The organism is Wandonia sp., assembly GCF_984588085.1.
The window spans coordinates 1-22,180 of record NZ_CFIGVI010000039.1 but is presented as its reverse complement, the minus strand read 5'-3'; the positions used below and the strand labels follow the sequence as shown (position 1 = coordinate 22,180).

21 protein-coding genes are annotated in these 22,180 nt (G+C 41.6%); 16 read left to right on the top strand and 5 right to left on the bottom strand.

All coding sequences use genetic code 11. The features are described 5' to 3' along the window. Positions 1 to 27 precede the first annotated feature (27 nt). The 3 genes from cydB to AC4PL9_RS12305 all read right to left on the bottom strand — a co-directional run bounded on the left by cydB (position 28) and on the right by AC4PL9_RS12305 (position 4,020). On the bottom strand, positions 28 to 1,065 hold the full coding sequence (gene cydB, locus AC4PL9_RS12315; RefSeq protein ID WP_491605048.1) for a cytochrome d ubiquinol oxidase subunit II: 1,038 nt from the start codon (positions 1,063 to 1,065) through the stop codon (positions 28 to 30). A gap of 5 nt (positions 1,066 to 1,070) precedes the next feature. Next, complete coding sequence (locus AC4PL9_RS12310; protein ID WP_491605047.1) at positions 1,071 to 2,453, bottom strand: cytochrome ubiquinol oxidase subunit I; 1,383 nt, start codon at positions 2,451 to 2,453, stop codon at positions 1,071 to 1,073. 79 nt (positions 2,454 to 2,532) lie between these two features. Continuing rightward, positions 2,533 to 4,020: an NAD(P)H-hydrate dehydratase gene (locus tag AC4PL9_RS12305; protein ID WP_491605046.1), complete on the bottom strand. Its 1,488-nt coding sequence runs from the start codon at positions 4,018 to 4,020 to the stop codon at positions 2,533 to 2,535. A gap of 101 nt (positions 4,021 to 4,121) precedes the next feature. Here AC4PL9_RS12305 and queG point away from each other — a divergent pair, with 101 nt between their 5' ends. From queG to crtD, 7 genes are all read left to right on the top strand, one after another. Further along, positions 4,122 to 5,066: a tRNA epoxyqueuosine(34) reductase QueG gene (queG, locus tag AC4PL9_RS12300; protein WP_491605045.1), complete on the top strand. Its 945-nt coding sequence runs from the start codon at positions 4,122 to 4,124 to the stop codon at positions 5,064 to 5,066. 103 nt (positions 5,067 to 5,169) lie between these two features. Continuing rightward, positions 5,170 to 6,753 (top strand): SulP family inorganic anion transporter, encoded by a 1,584-nt coding sequence (locus AC4PL9_RS12295; RefSeq protein WP_491605044.1) that lies wholly within the window; start codon positions 5,170 to 5,172, stop codon positions 6,751 to 6,753. 95 nt (positions 6,754 to 6,848) lie between these two features. After that, on the top strand, positions 6,849 to 7,472 hold the full coding sequence (gene mtnB / locus AC4PL9_RS12290) for a methylthioribulose 1-phosphate dehydratase (RefSeq protein ID WP_491605043.1): 624 nt from the start codon (positions 6,849 to 6,851) through the stop codon (positions 7,470 to 7,472). 1 nt (position 7,473) lies between these two features. Continuing rightward, a complete protein-coding gene (locus AC4PL9_RS12285) occupies positions 7,474 to 7,995 on the top strand; it encodes a 1,2-dihydroxy-3-keto-5-methylthiopentene dioxygenase (protein ID WP_491605042.1) in 522 nt (173 codons plus the stop codon). Between the two features lie 6 nt (positions 7,996 to 8,001). Beyond that, on the top strand, positions 8,002 to 8,685 hold the full coding sequence (gene mtnC, locus AC4PL9_RS12280) for an acireductone synthase (RefSeq protein WP_491605041.1): 684 nt from the start codon (positions 8,002 to 8,004) through the stop codon (positions 8,683 to 8,685). Next, complete coding sequence (gene mtnA, locus AC4PL9_RS12275; RefSeq protein ID WP_491605040.1) at positions 8,686 to 9,786, top strand: S-methyl-5-thioribose-1-phosphate isomerase; 1,101 nt, start codon at positions 8,686 to 8,688, stop codon at positions 9,784 to 9,786. After that, a complete protein-coding gene (gene crtD / locus AC4PL9_RS12270; RefSeq protein ID WP_491605039.1) occupies positions 9,783 to 11,252 on the top strand; it encodes a 1-hydroxycarotenoid 3,4-desaturase CrtD in 1,470 nt (489 codons plus the stop codon). Before mtnA ends, crtD begins: the two co-directional genes overlap by 4 nt. Here crtD and AC4PL9_RS12265 read toward each other — a convergent pair. Then, entirely contained in the window at positions 11,233 to 12,177 is a 945-nt protein-coding gene (locus AC4PL9_RS12265) for a glycosyltransferase (RefSeq protein ID WP_491605038.1), read from the bottom strand. The two genes, crtD and AC4PL9_RS12265, sit on opposite strands and share 20 nt — an antisense overlap. A gap of 113 nt (positions 12,178 to 12,290) precedes the next feature. Between AC4PL9_RS12265 and AC4PL9_RS12260 the strand changes: the two genes are divergently transcribed. From AC4PL9_RS12260 to AC4PL9_RS12250, 3 genes are read left to right on the top strand one after another with little or no spacing between them, the layout of a single operon-like run. Next, entirely contained in the window at positions 12,291 to 13,520 is a 1,230-nt protein-coding gene (locus tag AC4PL9_RS12260; protein ID WP_491605037.1) for an OmpP1/FadL family transporter, read from the top strand. A 4-nt stretch (positions 13,521 to 13,524) separates the two neighbouring features. Beyond that, positions 13,525 to 14,829 (top strand): SGNH/GDSL hydrolase family protein, encoded by a 1,305-nt coding sequence (locus AC4PL9_RS12255; protein WP_491605036.1) that lies wholly within the window; start codon positions 13,525 to 13,527, stop codon positions 14,827 to 14,829. A gap of 19 nt (positions 14,830 to 14,848) precedes the next feature. Continuing rightward, complete coding sequence (locus tag AC4PL9_RS12250) at positions 14,849 to 16,162, top strand: T9SS type A sorting domain-containing protein (RefSeq protein ID WP_491605035.1); 1,314 nt, start codon at positions 14,849 to 14,851, stop codon at positions 16,160 to 16,162. A gap of 80 nt (positions 16,163 to 16,242) precedes the next feature. Here AC4PL9_RS12250 and AC4PL9_RS12245 read toward each other — a convergent pair whose 3' ends face one another. After that, positions 16,243 to 17,286 (bottom strand): M42 family metallopeptidase, encoded by a 1,044-nt coding sequence (locus AC4PL9_RS12245; RefSeq protein WP_491605034.1) that lies wholly within the window; start codon positions 17,284 to 17,286, stop codon positions 16,243 to 16,245. Positions 17,287 to 17,398: 112 nt separating this feature from the next. On the opposite strand from AC4PL9_RS12245, the gene AC4PL9_RS12240 reads away from it, so the two are divergent. The 6 genes from AC4PL9_RS12240 to AC4PL9_RS12215 form a co-directional block, all read left to right on the top strand. Continuing rightward, a complete protein-coding gene (locus AC4PL9_RS12240) occupies positions 17,399 to 17,932 on the top strand; it encodes a hypothetical protein (RefSeq protein ID WP_491605033.1) in 534 nt (177 codons plus the stop codon). A 105-nt stretch (positions 17,933 to 18,037) separates the two neighbouring features. Then, on the top strand, positions 18,038 to 18,715 hold the full coding sequence (locus tag AC4PL9_RS12235) for a response regulator transcription factor (RefSeq protein WP_491605032.1): 678 nt from the start codon (positions 18,038 to 18,040) through the stop codon (positions 18,713 to 18,715). Next, the gene (locus AC4PL9_RS12230; RefSeq protein WP_491605031.1) at positions 18,712 to 19,980 is read left to right on the top strand and encodes a sensor histidine kinase; all 1,269 of its coding nucleotides are present in this window, start codon (positions 18,712 to 18,714) and stop codon (positions 19,978 to 19,980) included. Before AC4PL9_RS12235 ends, AC4PL9_RS12230 begins: the two co-directional genes overlap by 4 nt. Positions 19,981 to 20,041: 61 nt before the next feature. Further along, positions 20,042 to 20,866, top strand: coding sequence for an HAEPLYID family protein (locus tag AC4PL9_RS12225; protein WP_491605030.1), 825 nt, complete (start codon positions 20,042 to 20,044; stop codon positions 20,864 to 20,866). Between the two features lie 59 nt (positions 20,867 to 20,925). After that, on the top strand, positions 20,926 to 21,375 hold the full coding sequence (locus AC4PL9_RS12220; protein ID WP_491605029.1) for a PepSY-like domain-containing protein: 450 nt from the start codon (positions 20,926 to 20,928) through the stop codon (positions 21,373 to 21,375). Continuing rightward, a partial coding sequence (locus AC4PL9_RS12215; protein ID WP_491605028.1) for a DUF2490 domain-containing protein occupies positions 21,372 to 22,180 on the top strand: 809 nt, incomplete at its 3' end. The genes AC4PL9_RS12220 and AC4PL9_RS12215, both read left to right, overlap by 4 nt.

Sequence of the window (22,180 nt, the reverse complement as noted above, 5' to 3'; positions counted from 1 at the left end):
GCCAGACTCTCTTCTTTCTGGTTCGTATCAATAACTTGTTTCGTCCATTTTAACTTTACCGCGAAAAGTGTAGTATACAATAGTTGTATAAGTAATAACCAAAGGCGTACCTATTGCAGCCATTAGCAACATTATACCCAGTGTTTTCTCGGAAGCTGCCGCATTGTATATGGTAATGTGATACTCCGGATCAAGTGTAGAAAAAAGAAGATTCGGATATAAGTTTACTGCAACAATCATAAACATAAAAGCTGTAGACAGGGATGTAAAAATAAATGCATATCCATATTTTTTCCGTGAAGCAAGTCTTGGAACATTAGCAATACTCAAAATGGCCAGAATGGGCACAAGAAACCAAGCCGGATTTTCTTTAAAAACTTCCGTCAGATGAGGAATAAAAACCAATGCGTATACGGACGCAAAGGCAAAAGCAACCAGAAAGAAAACAATTCCACCTTTTAAAAGACGTGTCAGTTTTGCGTACAATCTTCCTTCGGTCTTCAACAGCAAATAAATTGCACCGTGTGTCATGAAAAGAGCGAGTGTTGTTATTCCGACTAATACCGGAAATGGCGTTAAAAATCCGAAAAAGCTATCTCCACTGTAAGAAAAATCAGGCCCCACTTTTAGTCCCTGTAAGACATTTCCCACTACAACTCCTAATAAAAACGATAAAACAATACTTGAAATACTGTATACAAAGTCCCACATTTTTCGCCACCATTTCATTGGCTCCTTACTCCTGAATTCTATTGAAATAGCTCTAAAAATAATGAATACCAAAAATAACATAAAAGGAGTGTACATGGCAGAAAAAAGAGTAGCATACATCACCGGGAATCCGGCAAATAATGCACCTCCTCCAATCACCAGCCAGACTTCATTCCCGTCCCAGACCGGCCCTATCGCGTTCAAAGCAATTCTACGACTTTCTTCTTTTCTAAAAAACAAATGCCATGCCCCCGCTCCGAAATCAAATCCGTCCAGAATCGCGTAACCGGAAAAAAGCCCACCGACCACTAAAAACCACAATGTAGGATAATCCAGACCAAATAGTGTTTCCATTTCAGTTATTTTTTTGATTCAAATAAATGCGCCATTTCCTCCTGATTGGGTCGTACCGTTTCTTCTTTGGGATCGTATGGACCATGTTTGATTTTTTTAGTAAGCAAATAAATAAACAACAGGAACAGTATAAGATATACAACAAAAAAGAGAACTAACGAAAATACAATCTGATTAGCGCTAACAGCCTGCGAAAACGCATCGGATGTACGAAGAAGACCATAAACAACCCAGGGCTGGCGTCCCATTTCAGCAGCGAACCAACCTGCCTGATTAGCTATCTGTGGCAGAATAACCGCAAATGCAAACACAATAAGCAACCACTTACTGGTAAAAAGATGCCCCCTCCACCATGCCCAGATACCGACAAGGGATAAAGCGATCAACAACATTCCGATTGCTACCATAATATGGTAAAACTGAAAAACTGCGTTCACCTGTGAGGGTCTTTCATCCTCGGGAAACGCATTGAGTCCGGTAACGTTCGCTTCCTGATCACCATGTAGTAAGAGAGACAACCCTCCAGGCACTTTTACACCTGTCACTTCCTGTTTTTCCTTATCCACCCAACCAAAAAGATACATATCTGCCGGAGCAGAAGCATCAAAATGACCCTCTAAAGCAGCCAATTTAGCGGGCTGGTTCTCCGCTACTCCTTCCGCCGAATGATGGCCGGTAAGCAACTGCCCCAGTGAGAACACGGTAGCTACTACAAGAGCAATCTTCATCGCTTTTTTAGAAACTTCCACATGTCTGTTCTTTAAAAGATAGTAAGCATGAACACTTAGTACAAGAAAAGCTCCTGCCAGAAAAGCTCCGATCCAGACATGCGTCAATCGATCTACACTGGATGGATTAAACACCATTTCCCAGAAATCTGTAATCTCAGCTCTTGCATGCATTCCTTCCCCGACAATTTTATAGCCTGCGGGGGTCTGTTGCCAACTGTTTGCCACGACGATCCAAACTGCTGAAAACAGGGATCCTAAAAAAACTCCGATAGTTGAAACAAGATGTACCCAGGGCTTTACACGGTTCCAGCCAAAAATGAGAATTCCGAGAAAACCACTTTCCAAAGCAAAAGCAAAGATCCCTTCTGCAGCAAGAGCACTTCCAAATATATCACCAACATACCTGGAGTAGGTTGCCCAGTTTGTCCCAAACTCAAACTCCATGACAATTCCGGTAACGACACCTATCCCAAAAGTAAGTGCAAAAATCTTTGTCCAGAACCGGGCAAGTATTTCGTATTCTTTATTTTTCGTGTACAAAAAGAGGGATTCCATGATAACCATCAACAGACCCAACCCTATACTCAAAGGTGGATAAATGTAGTGGAAAGCTACGGTAAAAGCGAACTGAATCCGGGCAAGTATTTCTACATCCATAGTTCCTGTTTTTTGACAAAGTTAGATACCATATTCTTAGCTTTATGTAACAATTAGCACAGAAATCGGGCAAAAACAACTAACTCACCGGGTGAATACGCAAATGACCAGCAATATCCCCTGCCATAACAGCATTCTCTCCCAGCTGGGCAGCCGCTGAATCTCCTGCAAGCCCATGAAAAAACACACCGATTAAAGCTGCGTCTTCAGGCGAATAATTTTGTGCCAGCAAACCTAACAGGACTCCTGTCAATACATCACCCGATCCAGCTGTCGCCATACCCGGATTACCTGTTGTATTGAAATAGATACGTCCCCCCGGAAGAGCAATAGCCGTAACCGCATCTTTAAGCACAACTAGTACATTATATTCCTGAGAAAATGTTCTTAGAAGCTCCAGCCTTTCCAAAGAGTTGCTGCTTTTTCCAACCAACCTTTCAAATTCTCCCGGATGCGGAGTAAGAATACTTTTCTCCGGAATTTTACTCAACAAATCTCTGTTTAATGCTAATGTGTTCAACGCATCTGCATCCAGCACCATCGGTTTATCATATATCTGAAAAACGGACGATAACACCCGTTTAGAATCCTCTCCTACTCCTATTCCCGGCCCGATGGCTATTGCAGAATAATCCGAAGTAAGTGTTACATTCGTAACCCGGTTTTCATCCGGGTCTACCGTACACATTGCCTCCGGGAGAGCTGTTTGCAGGATTGTATAACCACACCCCGGTATATGAGCTGTCAACAAGCCTGCTCCGCTTCTCAGAGCTGCTTTTCCGGCCAATACAGCAGCCCCCATTTTCCCTTTACTTCCCGCGATCAACAACCCGTGTCCGTAGGTGCCTTTATGCGAAAATTTCCGTCTGGGGAGAACCTTGCACGAGAGCATTCCCGAAGAAATATAAAATTCCCGGTTCTCCATACGTTCAATATATTCCTGATTCAGCCCAATCGGGATAACCCGCCAATCCGGAACGAACTCTGAAGACTCCGGCAAAAAGAAAGACAATTTGGGTCGTTCAAACGTCCCCGTAAAATCAGATCGAACAACAGTACCTTTCTCAAAAGGAATAGAATCACACGGTAACCCGGAAGGGACATCTACCGATAACACAAAAGCATTTGACTCATTGATCGAAGTAATCACTTCAGCAGCTATTCCACTAACCGGTCTCGAAAGACCACTTCCAAACAAAGCATCAACAACAACGTGTTCATGGTGAATTACCGGAATATCATCCTGGGCTTTAATGATACAAATGTCTTTGATTCTCGAAAGGTTAATTTGTGTATCAGCCGCCAACATTTCGCTGTACTTTACCAGATACACATGAACTGAGCACCCTTTTTCACGTAACATACGTGCAATCGCCAGACCATCTCCTCCATTATTTCCGGTTCCGCAAAAGACATGAATTGTCTTCTTACCGTGTATGTAGGGGATAATGGATTTAACAAACTCAGCAGAAGCCCTTTCCATAAGATCTATGGAAGAAATAGGTTCATTACGTATCGTAAAACCATCCGCAAGTCGTTGTTGTTCGGCTGTCAGTATCTCATTCATAACCCGGTTTCTTTTCGTTCTGAATTTAGGAAATAATTCGTAAAAAGACAACAAAAATCCGGCTATCAGGTATTGTTGATAAAAGAAAAAGCTATGCATGAATGAATTATATTTGCATTGTGTCATTATTAGCAGAAAATACCCGTTTCATTAAGTCCCGTGCGCAGGAACTCGGGTTTTTCTATTGCGGAATTTCTAAAGCTGAATTTTTAGCTGAAGAAGCCCCTCGACTGGAAAAATGGTTAAAAGCCAATATGAATGGGAAAATGAGCTATATGGAGAATCATTTTGACAAGCGACTGGACCCCCGCTTATTAGTTGAAGGGGCAAAATCGGTCGTTTCCCTGGCGCTCAATTATTTCCCTGAAAAAGACCTCGCGGAAGACAACAACCCTAAACTCTCAAAGTATGCCTATGGTGAAGATTATCATTTTGTGATAAAAGAGAAACTATCCGCGTTTATGCACTCTATCCATGAAGAAATAGGGGAGGTAGGCGGGCGAATGTTTGTCGATTCTGCTCCGGTTCTTGATAAAGCATGGGCCGTAAAAAGCGGAATGGGATGGATGGGAAAACACACCAATGTAATTACCCGGGAATCCGGTTCCTTTTTCTTCATTGCAGAGCTGATTCTTGATCTCGACCTTGAACCGGACGGACCGGTAAAAGATTATTGTGGAACCTGCACAAGATGCATTGATGCCTGTCCTACAGATGCAATTGTTGCTCCTTATGTAGTAGATGGCTCACGCTGCATTTCCTATCTTACCATTGAATTAAAAGATGAAATCATCCCCTCCGGATTTAAAGGGAAAATGGACAACTGGGCCTTTGGTTGTGATGTGTGTCAGGATGTGTGTCCCTGGAACCGGTTTTCAAAACCTACAACAGAAGCTAGCTTCTTCCCTTCCGAACAATTAAAGAATATGCAAAAGGAAGACTGGCAGGAGCTAACCCGGGAAGTCTTTTCCTCCCTGTTCAAAAACAGCCCAATAAAACGTACCCGCTACAAAGGATTGATGAGAAACATAAACTTCCTCCAATAATTTCTATCCTTTTTATGACTCTCCTTTGTACGTGCTGTTGAATTGAACTACCTTTGCCTTTTTTAATTACAAAAGCTGTCTAATTGACATTTTATTCAAAAAAATGAAGAAGTATTTCAATCTTTTTGATCTTTCACAACGCGTTAATTATAAAACAGAGATTCTCTCCGGGCTTACCGTCGCAATCGCTTTGGTTCCCGAAGCAATTGCTTTTGCCTTATTAGCAGGTTTGTCTCCTATCACAGGACTGTATGCTGCCTTTTCTATCGGGCTTATTACATCCATTCTGGGTGGAAGACCCGGAATGATCTCAGGAGCAACCGGTGCCATCGCCGTTGTTTTTATCGGGATGACGGTTGAACTCAAAGAACGCCTGAATGTGACCGGCGACGATGTTGTTCAGTATATTTTTGCGACAGTAGTTATCGCCGGAATACTGCAAATTCTAGTCGGAGTACTCCGGTTAGGTAAGTTTATTCGCCTTGTTCCACACTCCGTTATGTTTGGTTTCGTTAACGGTCTGGCAATTGTCATTTTTCTTTCTCAATTGGATCAGTTTAAGATTAAAAACCTTGCCGGGGAAGCCGAGTGGATGACAGGAGCACCCCTTTTTATTATGCTCGCTCTCGTTTTACTGACCATGTTGATTATCTGGGGACTTCCGAAACTGACAAAAGCGATTCCCAGTTCGCTGGCAGCTATCCTTATTATTTCGGCAATAACCATCGGTTTCGGAATCGACACATCTACCGTAAAAGACGCTTTGGACGGAGAAACGATGAAGGCCGGGTTCCCTCCATTCAATATTCCGCAGATTCCCTTTACGTGGGAGACCTTCCTCTTTGTGCTTCCTTATGCAGCCATTGTAGCAGGGGTCGGACTAATTGAAAGTCTGTTAACTCTGAATCTTATTGATGAAATAACACAAACGCGAGGTCGTGGAAACAAAGAATCTATCGCACAGGGAACAGCGAATATTGTTACCGGGCTTTTCTCAGGAATGGGAGGTTGTGCAATGATCGGGCAATCACTGATTAATACCTCAAACGGTGCACGCGCTCGTCTTTCGGGAATTGTTGCGTCCGTTATGCTATTGGTATTCATTCTTTTCGGATCAGGACTGATTGAAATGCTACCCATGGCAGCACTGACCGGATTGATGGTTATGGTCTCTATTGGTACATTCGAATGGGCAAGTCTCAAAACATTCAACCGAATGCCTCTGACAGACATTATTGTCATGTTGGTTGTAATGGTTATTACGGTTGTTTTCCATAATCTGGCTGTTGCCGTACTTGCCGGAGTAATCATAGCTGCACTTGCTTTTGCGTGGGAAAATGCCATGCGCATCCGGGCGCGCAAACAAATTGATGAAAACGGAGTAAAGCATTACGAAATTTATGGTCCACTCTTTTTTGGTTCTGTAACTGCTTTCAATGAGAAATTCGACGTTCAGAATGATCCCGAAGAAGTAATTGTCGATTTTGCCGAAAGTCGTGTTGTGGATATGTCCGGAATAGAAGCACTCAATGCGCTTACGGATCGATATGAGAAAGCAGGAAAAACAATTCACTTGAAACACCTTAGCCCGGATTGTTTGCGCCTTCTGAAAAATGCGGAAAAGATTATTGATGTCAATATAATGGAAGATCCCACCTACAAAGTTCTTTCGGATGATATGGCTTAGTAAACAACCGCTTATCGATTGATTCAGATTCTATTAATTTTTACGATCAAATACTAAATTGATCTTCGCGAAGTTTTTTACTTTTGGTTTAAGAAATGGAAGAAACTAAAGAAAAACGAATAGAGCTGGCTGCTTTGATTCGCTGGATAAATGAGAAAGGCTGGTCTCCCGGAACCTCCACGAATTACTCGTTTCTGCACCCAAAACAGGAGGACAAAATTGTCATTTCCAGATCGGGTATTGACAAAACTTATTTTTCAGAAGATGATTTCATGGAAATTGACCGTGAAGGAAAGCCTGTAAAAGGGTTTGAAGACATAAAACCTTCTGCAGAAACACTAATTCACTGTGAATTGTATAACCTGTTTCCTTCTACGAGATACATTCTGCATACACACTCCATGCCCGGCACTCTACTTTCCGGGAAGAAAGAATGGGAAGAAGCAATTACTTTTTCCGGATATGAAGTACTCAAAGGACTTCCGGGAATCTCTACACATGAATCCGAGGTAGAACTTCCTATCTTCGCTAACGATCAGGACATGGACCGATTCCGTTTACTGATCAGAGATAACCGAAACCGTTTGCAGGTAGCCGGTTTTCTAATGGCTAAACACGGTTTATATGCCTGGGGTAATTCGCTTCAGGAAGCAAAAAGACACCTTGAAATTTATGAGTTTTTATTAACTTGTGAACTAAATTTATTGCAAATCAGATAAAATGGCAGTTTTAACCATTCCGTCTACCGGTCAGGAAATCAAAGACCCGGCGGAAATTAAGCAATACCTCAATCAACGAGGTGTTTTCTTTGCCCAGTGGGAGGCAAGTGTTGTTTTTGAAGATACCGCTTCTCAGGAAGAAATACTGGGAGCCTATCGACATGAACTGGAGCCTTATATGTCAGCAAATGGTTATACCACTGCAGATGTAATCTCCATCAACAGACTAACTGAGAATTATGATGTCGTTCGCGCTAAATTTCTCTCAGAGCACACACATAATGAAGATGAGGTACGTTTCTTTGTAGATGGACAGGGGCTTTTTTGGTTCAACCTTGATGGACACGACGTTTTCAATGTCCTCTGTCAATCAGGAGATCTCATCTCTGTTCCGGCAGGAACCAAACACTGGTTTGATGCGGGTGAAAAAGACCCTTTTGTAAAGGCTATCCGCATATTTATTGACACTTCAGGATGGGTTCCGGAATATACCCACTCCGGTATTGAGCAAAAGTATATCTAGTTTACCATGAGTCATATCAAATGTATCTTAACTGACATTGAAGGAACGACAACTTCCGTTTCTTTTGTCTATGATGTTCTGTTTCCCTATTTTCGGGAACATATTCAGGAAGCATCTTCACTTCCGTCCAATCTGATTAATCCGATCATCAAAGCAACGATGGATCAGGCCCGTCAGGAAGGCAAAAATCTCACGACATCAGAAGAGTGTCTGGAACAACTGCGTCAATGGAGTATAGAGGACCGAAAATTTACTCCGCTAAAGACCCTTCAGGGATATATCTGGAAAAAAGGATATGAAGAAGGAAAAATAAAAGGGCACATTTACCCAGATGTTCTTCCCGCTCTTGAGGAATGGAAAGAGGAAGGGATTGATCTTGCCGTGTATAGTTCGGGTTCCGTGCAAGCTCAAAGACTTATTTTTGGTTACAGTGAAGCAGGTGACCTTACCCATTTGTTTTCCCGTTTCTTCGATACGAAAATGGGAGGAAAGAAAGAAACAAGATCTTACGAAAACATTGCAGAAGAACTTGATTTACAACCGGATGAAATTCTGTTTCTTTCCGATGTACCCGACGAATTGAAAGCCGCGCGCGAAGCCGGGTATGAAGTCATTCAGCTTGTGCGACCGGGGACCAAAGCTTCGACACACTTTGACAATGTAGATGATTTTTCGCAAATTACTTTTTAAATGACACAAGAACGATTCAGAACGATTTGGTTAAAAGACGAAATAACCGTTGAGGTTATTGATCAACGATTTTTACCTCATCGGTTTATAACTGTTGAACTTACCACCTGTTTTGACGCGGTAGACGCTATAAAGAAGATGATTGTACGAGGTGCTCCACTTATCGGCGCAACGGCTTCGTACGGTGTTTATCTTGCCTTGCTGGAGATTCAGAAAGGGGATAAACCAACTGAATACATTAATCAGGCATTTGAAGAACTGGCCAACTCCCGCCCGACAGCAGTTAACCTTTTCTGGGCTCTGGATCGAATGAAAAAAGCTGTTTTCTCGCAAAACACACTTGAAGAACAACTAAAAAGTGCTTTTGCAGAAGCCAACCAAATTGTTGAAGATGACGTGGAAACCTGTCGGATGATTGGTGTTCATGGTCTACCTCTTATTGAAGAAATCTGGGAAAAAAACGGACATCAAACAGTTAATATCCTTACTCACTGTAATGCCGGCATGTTAGGTTGTATCGAATGGGGAACGATTACTTCTCCGATCTACCAGGCTAAAGAAAAGGGTATTGACATTCACGTCTGGGTGGATGAAACCCGCCCCAGAAATCAGGGAGCAAATTTAACTGCTTTTGAGCTTACTAAACATGGTATTCCCCACACGCTGATCGTCGACAACACAGGAGGACACCTAATGCAACACGGCATGGTGGATCTGGTAATTGTAGGGACTGACCGAACAACCCGTCAGGGTGATGTTGCCAATAAAATTGGCACGTATCTTAAAGCTCTGGCTGCAAACGATAATAATGTGCCTTTTTACGTTGCCCTTCCCTCCACAACTCTCGACTGGACCATTGCTGACGGATTAAAAGAAATTCCCATAGAGCAACGTGATCAGAATGAAGTAAAAACCGTATTCGGGAAATTAGATACCGGTGAATTAGCTTCCGTACTCATTTGTCCTGAAACAACTCCTGCAGCCAATTATGGATTTGATGTTACACCAGCCCGATTGGTGACGGGTCTCATTACAGAAAGAGGTGTCTGCCCGGCCTCAGAAGAGGGATTAACGCATCTTTTTCCGGAACACAAACGATGAAAAAATGCGCTGTTATAGGCTCGGGAATAGCAGGTTTGGCATCCGCCATACGCACTGCCAAACAAGGCTTTGCGGTTACTGTATACGAACGCAATGACCATCCGGGAGGAAAAATATCTCAATACACAAAAGATGGCTTTCGTTTCGATCTTGGCCCATCGGTTTTTACGTTACCCGAGCTTATTGATGAATTATTTACGCTTTGGGATAAAGACCCAAGAGACTATTTTAGTTATACCCGGCTAGACCCTGCTTTTCATTACTTCTTTGAAGACGGAACCTGTATTGTAGCCCACGCAGATACAGATGAGTTTGCACGTGAAATAGAGGAGAAAACCATAGATAATGCTCAACAGGTAAAAACCTATTTAAAAGATGTGGCGCGGATCTATGACATTACCAACGAGGTATTTATTGAACAGTCACTTCATATTGCAACAAACTTTTTGAAAAGAAAAGTTGTCTCCGGAGTTCTTCGTTTCAGGCATATTCATGCCTTTCATTCTATGGATGCCGGCAACCGAAGATTTTTTAAGGACCCAAGGAATGTACAGCTATTCAATTACTACGCAACATACGTCGGTTCAAATCCACTTGTTGCCCCTGCAACCCTAAATGTAATCCAGCATCTTGAAATTAATCTGGGAACGTTTATGTGCAATCAGGGGATGTATGGAATTGTAGAGGCACTGTACCAATTAGCTCGTGATGTGGGTGTTAAATTCGTATTCAACTCTGTAGTAACTAAAATAATAGTTGAAAACAATAAAGCGATTGGGATAGAGGCTAATAAATCAGCTTTCTCTTTCGACATCGTGATTTCCAACATGGATATTCACAATACGTATGACCGGCTGATCCCCGAAATAAAATCGCCACGTCTTTCATTAAATCAGCCACGGTCTAACTCCGTTATTGTGCTGAATTGGGCCATGGACAAAACATTCACAGAGCTTGGTGTTCACAACATTTTCTTCTCACAGGATGAAAAAAAGGAATACAACGCTATTTTCAACTCTGCCGAAGTGTGTGACGACCCAACTGTATATGTATACATTTCCTCTAAGATTGCGAAAAAGGATGCTCCGAAAGGATGCGAAAACTGGTTTTTACTGGTTACGGTTTCCTACGACAAAGGGCAAGATTGGGAAACACTGGTAAAACAAACGGGAGAAAATATAAAAACCAAGTTATCCCGTATGTTGCAAAAGGACGTTACCCAACATATTCTATTCGAGAATCAATTATCCCCACGAGATATTGAAAGTCGTTATCTGGCATACAAAGGTGCTGTATTCGGGAATAGTTCGAATGGAAAATTTGCCGCTTTCCTCCGTCATCCGAATTTTAAAAGATCTGTTAAAAACCTATACTTCTCCGGCGGAACGGTTCATCCGGGGGCGGGAATTCCAATGTGTCTCAATTCGGCAAAAATCGTGGAAAATCTTATTGAGAGGAATCATTAGTTCTTCGTTTCTTATAATATGCAGCAAGATACTCCTGCTCTGTCTGTCCAGGTGTTGGCGTTAGAATCCCTCTTACGTTAAGTCTCTCAAGATCCATCAAAGTAGAATATCCAGAGCGAGAAACTACTACTTTGGAAGACAAAAGCATTTCAGTTAGTTTTTCTGTAGGAAGTTCTTTGTAAATTTCCACGTCTCCAATATTCTCTTCCTCTACCCGATGAAAAAGAACAAATGCTCTTTTACCCTCTTCAGTAAATTGCTTTTTTACTTCCTCAAAAAATTGAAAATTATACGGTTCCGGACCTGAGATAATGGCAGCATATTCATATTTCTTTTCCCTGTTCGGATAATAAGAAAATCGTGAAAGCCACCCGATATATAGTGCGTTCTTTCTTTTCGTTTTACTTAGTCTACCCGCAAGACTCTCCTCCCCTTTCTTATCCGGAATCCAAATGAAATCAAACCTGCTCAACCAATAACCATACAACCACTGCGCCGGCATTTGCCACCACTTCAAAGGTAAATGCACCTGATGTGTTAGCAGAATAGACGTGCATTCACGGCTTCTGAACCCCATACGCTGATCAGAAATAACAAGTTGAATCCCTAGTTGCAGGACTTTTTCGGTCACCCACTTCCTTTCATACTTCACCATTCGATCCAGTGCAATAAAAGATTTCAGTAAATCCCGGCTAAAATTACCCTTTCCGGAAAACGCAAACGGATACCCTTGTATCCTGATAAATTCAACCCCACTTATCTCTTTTCTAAACACCTCTTCCTGGTCTTCATCACAAGCAATAAAAATTTGATTGTTCTGCTTCTGTAACTGAGCCAGCAAAGGAACACTACGCATAACATGCCCCAATCCCCAGTTAAGTGCCGAAAGCAATATACGCTTATGATTTACAGACGCAGGATTCATTTGTCAAAAGTAGGAATAACGCTAAAACGTACAAAAACAATGTGTTATTTCAATGAAAATTTTGTTCGAATTAATTTTTTATTAAATTTATGCAATCCTAGTATTACAATCTTATGAAATTACGGTTAACAGTTTGTACCTCACTACTAATCCTTTCTTCTTCTGCTATCAATGCACAAGGATTTCAGGTTAATTTTCAGGGTCAGAAACAACAGGGAATGGGATTAGCAGGAACAGGTCTTTATGTGGACGGTTCCAGTCTGTTTTACAACCCCGGATCTGTTGCACTATCTGATGAAAATTCATTCAATGTCAATTTTACCCCGATTTTTGCCAATACACTATACGTCGATTCGGCTACAGGTGATGGATACAGAACAAATTCCCCAATGGGAACCCCCTTTTCTGCTTATGGCGTGTTCCAGTTTAAAAAAGATGCCCCATTAAAGCTAGGAATCGCTGTGTATACTCCTTTTGGAAGCACAGTTGAATGGGAAGATAACTGGATCGGAAGATTTGCTCTTACACGACTTCAGTTATCGTCTGTTTTCATTCAGCCAACCGTTTCATACAGAATTACAGAAAAACTGGGTTTGGGACTTGGATTAATCGTCAGTACAGGGTCTGTCAACCTTCAACGGGATCTTCCTGTACAATTTGCTGATGGAACGTATGCAAGTGCAGAACTTTCGGGAAAAGCTCTCGGATTCGGACTTAATGCAGGTATTCAGTTTCAGGCAACGGAAAATCTTGGTTTCGGTTTTACTTACCGATCGCGAATCAATATGTCTGTAAAATCCGGTAGTGCTGATTTTTCGGTTCCCGGTTCATTGGAAGCTAATTTTCCGGACGGACCTTTTGAGGCAACGCTTCCGCTTCCGCAAGTATTTACACTTGGTGCTTCGTACAAATTCGCAGAAAAGTGGACTGCAGTTCTTGATATTAATTACGTGGGATGGCAGGCTTATGACACCCTTGCTTTTGACTATGAAACCAATACCCCCTCTCTAACAGACACCCGATCAGCCAGAGATTACAAAAGTATTTTTGCTTTCCGTGGAGGGGTTTCCTATGATGTTATAAAGAGTCTCACTTTACGCCTTGGTGGAGGATTTGGTTTTACACCAGTTCAGGACGGATACCTTACTCCTGAAACACCTGATGCGAACCGAATATACGGTACTTTCGGAATAAGCTACAAAATAGGAGAACACTTCTGTATTGACGCTTCACTGTACTATACACAAATGAAAAGAGGAGATACAAATCAGGAAACAAACCTGAGCGGAACATACGCAACCAAAGCCATTGCTCCGGGAATTGGTATTATCTACAAATTGTAAACCTATGAAAACAAATACGCTATTATTTATATTGTTTACCGGTTTAGTCTTCATTTCCTGTAAACCGAAATATGAAGCCGAAGAAAACTCTCCCGGAGAAATGAACCCGGAACGGTTTGTAATGATTGGTGGTGGAACGACTGCAGGCTATATGGATAATGCCCTTACAGCCAAAGGTCAGGAGAGTTCTCTTGCTCAACTTATTGCAAACCAGCTATCACTTGCAGGAGGCGGAGATTTTCGGCAGCCTTTGGTAAGTTCCGGTTCGGTTGGGATTGGCTTACAAGGAAACTCCGCGTTACAACTTGGCTATAAAACGGATTGTAAAGATGCGACCTCTCTTTCTCCTGTTCCATTGGCGGAAAACGGAGATATCACTATTTTTCAGGATCAACTCTACCAATCCGGAAGTTCGTTTGGTAATTATGGTATTCCGGGGATGCTTATTGACAAAACGACCCTCTACGGATATAGCAGCGAAAACTTGTTCTACGCACGGTTTGCCTCTGAAGCCAATGCTACGGTATTGGGAGACGCCGTAGCTACATCTCCTACCTTCTTTGCTTTGTATCTCGGGGAAGAGGACATCCTTTACTATGCAAAAACAGGTGGTCTGACAGGCTTGATTCCTCCAGCCAGTTTTGAAAGTGTTTATCGTGCCGTTGTTACTGCACTTACGGGTACAGGAGCAAAAGGAATTGTCGCAACCCTTCCGGATGTCACACAAACTCCATTTTTCAGAACAATCCCTACAAACGGCTTAACACTGGACGCCGCTTCTGCTGATCTGTTAAATAGTATTTATTCCACGGTGGGTATCTCTTTTCAGGTGGGAGCCAATGCATTCGTTGTCAATGATCCGGGTGTTAATGCGTTTAACGCCAGAAAAATACTTCCTGATGAGTATTTGTTACTTAGTCTTCCATTGGACTCTGTAAAGTGCCATCAAATGGGATCTGTATTTCCCATTAAAAATCAACATTATTTATCATTAGATGAAATTCAGAACCTTCAGGATCACATAACTGCTTATAACTCGATTATCAGGGAAATAGCGGCTGAGTACGGTCTTGCTGTTGTTGAAACCGGACCTTTTTATGAAAATCTTCAAAACGGATTTGTATACAACGGTGTTACTATGAGTTCAACTTTTGTTTCAGGGGGAGCTTTCTCTCTGGACGGGACGTCTTTAAACGCAAAGGGGAATGCGCTCCTGGCAAATGAATTTATAAAAGTTATTAATGCAAAATTCGGGGCAACAATCCCACAAATCAATGCCGGAAACTTTAATGCAGTACTGTTTCCATAATTTATAAAAACCATAACATATGAAACGATTTCTATTACTACTTTTTGTTGGCGCAAGTTCTATACATGCGCAGACACCTTGCGAATCAGGAAGGTACGCAGAAGATGTTTTCGCAAACTTTGTCGTTACGAGCGACATTGAATACGGGTCAAACACAAATGCAGCCGGGAATACGACCACCCTTCTTCTTGATTTTTACGAGCCTGAAAACGATACGGAAACCGAGCGTCCTTTGCTGATTTGGGTGCATGGGGGAAGTTTTCTTGCTGGTTCAAAAACAGATATTGATGTAAAAACGTTTTCAGAGCGTTTTGCCAAAAAGGGGTATGCCTGTGCCAGTATTAACTATCGCCTGGGGTTTTTTCCCATTGATTCAACAAACGCGATAAAAGCTGTTGTGCGTGCTGTACAGGACTTAAAAGCAGCCATCCGTTTCTTCCGACAGGACAACTCAACAACCAATACCTATAAAATTGATCCGAATCGAATTTATATCGGAGGAAGTTCTGCCGGTGCCATCACGGCTCTGCATGTAGCTTATTTATCGGATGAGTGCGAGATTGAAGATTATCTTGATGCTTCAGCTTTATCCGCATTAGGTGGATTAGAAGGAACAAGTGGTAACCCGGGGTATTCAACCGAGGTTTCTGCTGTTATTAACGGCTGTGGGGCATTAGGCAGATACAGTTGGATGGAGGCCGGTGAGGTTCCTTTGTGTTCAGTTCATGGAACAGATGATGGAACCGTAAAATACAACCGCGGGCTAGTCAATCCAGGGATTCCAATTATGTACCTTGACGGAAGTCGTATGCTTCATGAGCGAGCTTGTGCTATCGAAACCGAAAACGCTTTTTATACTTTTAACGGTGCTCCACACGTTCCTTATGCAGGTACCGGAGCAGCACAACTGGCATACATGGATACCACTGTTAATTTTATACGAGACTTTCTTGTGAAACAACTCGGGTGTACAGAGACAGAGCTTCAACCGGCTAACAACTGGGCAGAATCAGCTTACCTCTATCCAATTGATTACTGCGACGGAAGTCCGGTTAATGAAGTTTGTCCGTTGGCCGGAATTACGACAGCGGAGCTTACACAGTGGAATATGTACCCCAACCCAGCATCTCACCAGATAACAATAGAGCTTGAAACAACAGGAAGCTATTTTGTTGACATCTATGATCTGACGGGACGAATCGTCTATCGTTCAGAAGTAAGCCAGGGAGCACACACAATTGCAACCGATTTGTTTAATTCAGGTAATTATTTTGTTCGTATAACCGATCAACAAACATCTTTGTCTGAAACGAAAAAACTTATAATCCAGTAAAGTAAACTATTCTTTTCATGAATAGAAAAAGCCGGGACAATTTGTTGTCTTCCGGCTTTTTTCATTTTTTACGCGTATTATTAAAACGACCAGTCGTGTTGATCTAACTCCATACAACAAGCCGTCAATAAATCAATTGAAGCCTGGATATCATCCTTATGCGCCATTTCTATCACCTGATGTAGATGACGTGTAGGAATAGAAACTGCGCCTGCAATGGATCCGCCTTCTGTCATCCGTTGGATTCCCGCTGTATCGGTACCTCCGGCTGTTAAAATTTCGGGCTGCCACTTGATTTGTCTAGCATCTGCGGTTTTCTTCATGAAATCTACCATTCTGTAATCACAAATTGTACTGGCATCCATAATTTTTATCGCTGTACCCTCACCCAGTTTCGTGATCATTTCATGAGGAGCAGCACCCGGCAGATCAAAAGCAATAGTAGTGTCCAGACCAAAGCCAAAATCCGGTTTTATCCGGAGAGAAGCTACATTTGCCCCACGAATTCCAACTTCTTCCTGTACAGTGAAAACGCCATATACATCGTAAGGGACTTCCCTTCCTTTTAGCTGACGTAAAGTTTCAAGAAGAATAAACACAGCCAAGCGGTTGTCTAGCGATTTAGAGTTTACGCACTCACCCATTTCAATAAACTCCCGTTCGCGGGTTATAGGGTCTCCTATTTTTACATACTTTTCTATTTCTTCTTTTGGTAATCCCGTATCAATGAAATAATCAGACAATTTAGCCACTTTATTTCTTTCCTCCGGACTCATTACGTGTATCGGCTTACTCGCCATAACACCGATGATGTCTTTTTTTCCGTGAATGATCACCCGTTGGGCAGTAAGAGTTTTGGGGTCAAATCCTCCCAGTGTATGAAAACGGATAAACCCTTTGTCATCTATGTGCGTAACCATGAACCCGATTTCATCCATGTGGGCACCAATCATTACTTTTTTATCTCCTGTTCCCCGCTTGATGGCGTACACGTTACCCAGGTTATCCGTTTCCACCTCATCAACTAAACCTTCCAGTTCCTGAAGAACCAGTTTTCTCACTTTTTGTTCAAAACCAGGAGCTCCTGGAGTTTTACAAATTTCAGCCAGTAATTTTATATTCATTGCCATATCTTTGATCTGCTTGGTAATGCCGCGAATTTAGTCAATTTTCTATGGTTTTGATTACGCTCTTTTGAGGAGACTATTTATTTTGCACTGGTAAAGTTATGAGGTTATGATACGTATCCGACATCGATTCTCAAACAACAGTATTCATCCGGAAACAGAGATACTAATTCTGGGAACCTTTAATCCTGACACACCCGGAAACGAGGCCAATTTTTTCTATAGCCGGAGTAGAAATCACTTATGGAAACTCCTTCCCGTAGCATTTAATGAAACCTCTCTCAAACAAGCAGAACGGAAAGAAAAGCTACTTTTCTGTGCAAAACACCGAATAAGTTTTATAGACCTTATTGAGGAAATAGAAGTAGAGCCTGGACAGGAAATCAATTATGCTGATGAGTATATTGATGGAAAAGTAACCCTATGGCAAGATGTACTTTCGGTTATGAAGGGGTTGGATCATTTAAAAAAAGTAGGCTTTACACGAAAAACGTTCGCCAAAATACCACACATCCGACAACAACTTGTTCCTGTTTCGGATTATTGTACAAACAATGGTATCTTTTTCTCTCATTTAACTACTCCGGCTCGTATATACAGTAAGGAAAAACAAGATGAATGGACTCGTTTTCTGACTCAATAAATCGTAACTTACCTGTGCTTTTTTGTACATTTGAATAACTGGGTTTTGTGGCACCAGACGTGCTATTCCAGAATCTTTCCAGTATTTGCGTTTAAAATTGCAGGAATGAAAATATTGATCGTTGAAGATGAGAAAGAGCTGTCAGACGTTATTGCCGGTTCATTGGAAAAAGAGCATTTTGTAGTTGAAACGGCTTGTGATTTTCATTCGGCATCTGAAAAAATTGCGTTGTATGAATATGATTGTATTCTTCTGGATATTACGTTACCGGGAGGAAATGGATTACAATTACTGGAAGAAGCAAAGCGAACAGGAAAAGAGGAAAACATTATCATTATTTCTGCCAAAAACTCTTTAGAAGATAAGATCTCAGGACTTGCTTTGGGAGCTGACGATTACCTGACAAAACCCTTCCACATTGCTGAACTTAATGCACGGATAAAAGCTGTTCTCCGCAGGAAAAAACTGGATGGAAAGAACATTATTGAAATTGCTAATCTGTCAATGGATATTAATGAACGACTGGTAACTGTAAGTGGTCATCAACTTCAGCTTAACCGGAAAGAATTTGATATTCTTAATTATTTCCTGTTTAATAAAAACCGATTGGTGACAAAAACAGCACTTGCTGAGCATGTTTGGGGAGATAGCATTGATAATGCTGACAACTTTGATTTTATCTACTATCAGATGAAAAACCTGCGAAAAAAACTTCAGGAAGCTGCTGCTGCAATAGAAATTGAGTCCGTGTATGGCGTGGGGTATAAACTCGTTGAAAAATGAAACTACTCAATCAGTCTCTAAAATACCTGTCAATTTCCATCCTACTGATTGTAAGTTTCTGGTCAGTTATTTTTTATGTGAATATGATTGACGAAATTCACGACAGTATAGATGACGGTCTGGACAATTACAAATTATTGATTGTTCAGAAAGCAGATACGGACTCAACATTACTGTCAAAGCGTTATTTTGATGAGAGCAACTATGCAATCCGGGAAATCAGCCAGTCTGCGGCAATCCGGGTGAAGGACACCTACGTTGATACACTCATGTATATGCCGGATGAAGACGATCTGGAACCGGTTCGTATGCTGACTACTGCTTTTGAAAATAATGGTCACTATTATGAGCTAAAAGTCATCAATTCGATGGTGGAAGAGGACGATCTTATTGAAGATCTTTTCTGGGCTGTTTTCTGGTTATATATCATACTGGTTGTCAGTATTATTCTGATCAACAATGTTGTCCTTCGTCGTTTATGGAAGCCTTTTTATAATTTACTGGATCAGGTGAAGCGTTTCCGGTTGGGGCAAAGTCGCGAACTTCCGGCCGTAACAACAAAAACAAGAGAGTTTAACGATTTACAACAAGCCGTTAACACACTACTTCAACATAGTTTGGAGACATTTGAACAACAACGACAGTTTATAGAAAATGCTTCACACGAATTACAAACACCTTTGGCTGTTGCTACCAATAAGCTTGAATTACTTTTGGAAAAAGGAACTTTGGAAAATGAGCAGGCTGAAAATATCTCTCAGGTTCTCCAGATGATTGAGCGTCTGGTGCGCCTGAACCGATCTTTATTACTACTTGCCAAAATAGAAAACCGGCAGTTCTTCGACAACCGAACCGTCTCTGTAAACGAAATAATTCACCAATCCGTTGAAGATCTGGAAGACTTTTCCGCATTTAAGAATGTGAAAATCACTGTTAGTCAAACCACAACAATAGAAGTTTTCGCTGATGTAGCTTTAATAGGGATCATTGTCTCCAACCTCATCAAAAATGCAATTTTTCACAACGTGCCTGACGGGCAGGTTTTTATTTCTGTTGATGGAAACAAAATCCGGATTTGTAATACCGGAAAAAACGAACCGCTAAATGCCGAGAACGTTTTTAGCCGGTTCTTTAAGTCAGATGCTGAACAAACCGGAACGGGTTTAGGACTGGCAATTGTAAAAGCCATCTGCAAGCTGTATGATTTCTCTGTTCACTACTCATACGAAGGAGGGTTACACTGCTTTGAAGTTCGGTTTAAATAGCTTTTTCTGACAGTTTCTCGTATTCCAGAATGTTTACAGATTCGTTTTGTTGTTTTGCTCCATGAAAGGATTAACGACAGCGTATATAAAGGAACTTGCCGCCCTACTCTTTCTATATGTTCCGGTAGTGGCACAGACACAAACGGACACAACGCAGCAAGTACGTCCCAAAGTAGCACATGCCGAACCGCTTTATGTGGATTTAGTGAGGGATCTGGGAGCCCGAAAAGGAGAACGTGAAATTAATGTCGGGGCTGAGTTTTCAGCAACCGGAAACTATAACGAATATAATCTGTTTGCCGAATACGAATGGGCACCTGTTCATCGTTTGGGGTTTGAAGTTGAAGCGGTATTTTCCTTTTTTAGCCGGACGGACGAAAGTGAAGAAAACGTTCCCACAAATAAACCGGATCGGCTAAAGCTCGCCACCCAGTATTCCTTCTTTGTTTCTGAAACGTATAAAACAACTCTTGCCCTGGGATATATGAACGAATTTGAATTGACCGACTACCCAACATTCAGTAAAGGCCAGTGGGTTTCAGGAAATGTCTACAGTCCTTTTTTTGTTGCTGCCAAAAGGTGGGGAAACCATTTTCATACACTGTTGTACACCGGTCCGCAGTTTCATCAAAATTTTGCTTCAGGAACCCTGACAACCTCCTGGCAAATAAACACTTCTCTTCATTATATCCTTCCCAACTCAAAACACTTTTTGGGAGTAGAGGTAAACAAAACATTTGGTCAGGGACACTTTGATTTGTTTATTCATCCTCAACTAAAAATGAAATTATCTAACCGTCTGGCTATCGGGTTTGTACTGTCCTTTCCGACTAACAAACGCACACATGGATTCGGGTCTTTTATGCGGATAATCTATGAACCCTAGCTTTCCAGATTGTTTCCAGATTCTCCATTTACCTTTGCTCTAAATAAAAACAAAAAGATATGAAAAAGTACATGATGCTATTGACAGCAACCTTGTTACTCGCTGCAAACAGTAGTTTTGCTCAGGATATTCCACAAAGTCAGGTTCCTTCTGTAATCGTCAACAATTTTCAGAAGAAATTTCCTAAGGCGTATGATATCGAATGGGAACTTGACGGAACACTTTATAAGGTTGAGTTTGAGACCGGACGCATTTCAAAAGATCACGATGCCTGGTATGACAAAACAGGAGCACTGGTGCGTCTTAAAGAGGAAATAACGAAGGAAGAATTACCACAAAAAGTGCTGGAATCTATCAAGCAGGAATTTAGCGGTTATCGAGTGGATGATATAAAACGAGTTACCGAAGGAAGTGAAGTTTATTACCGGGTTGACCTGGAATCTTTTTCGGAAGAATGGAAAGTTGTATATGCTGAAAACGGTAAACTCATCAGTAAAGTAGCAGATTGATTTATTCAAAAGTCATAGTATCTGTTGGTATTACTGTTATTTGTTTATTCGGCACAAAAGGACTCTCACAAATCAGCTCGCCGGGAATGGGAGATGCCAAAATGGCGAGTTGGTTTGCTCTGGGTTTGAAACAGAATTTTGGCCGGGAAAAGAAATGGGCATCGGTTTCGTATGTTGGATTAGGCAGAAAAAGCAATCCGGATGAATACAACCTGGTACACAAACCCTCCATTTTTGTCATAAACCAGGAATTTTTTCACCAATTTCATAATCGTTGGCAGTATTCCCTTGGTTTCAGTTACCGAAAACAGCATGAGTACACCTCAACATATCCTTATATCCACAAAAACCCTGAATTCCGGCAGGAACTCCGTTTTTATGGTAGAATCCGTTATTCGTTAGGAAATGATCCGGTAAAAGCGACTTTTCAAATCAGAGAAGAATTCCGGAAATTCTATGGCCCCCGTTTTCGGTCTTTTTCAGAAGACTTACAATTCCGTTCCCGTTTACGAATGCAACTCACATGGAGTATCAATTCTACAAAAACACATCGTCTTATCGCCAGTGCTGAAGCTTTATTTTCTATCAGTAAAAAGCATACTCCGGAACAATGGACAGCATTTGCATATCGCGAAAGCCGTTTTTCCCTCTATTATTCATTGCACCCCATGTCAGTTCCGGTTACATTCAATATTGGCTACATGAACAATCTTTTGGGCAATCATTCTCCCCACTCCGTTCACTACCTTGCATTCGACATTATTTTTACAAACGTATTTTCGTCTCAAAAGGTAAAAAGTCAATA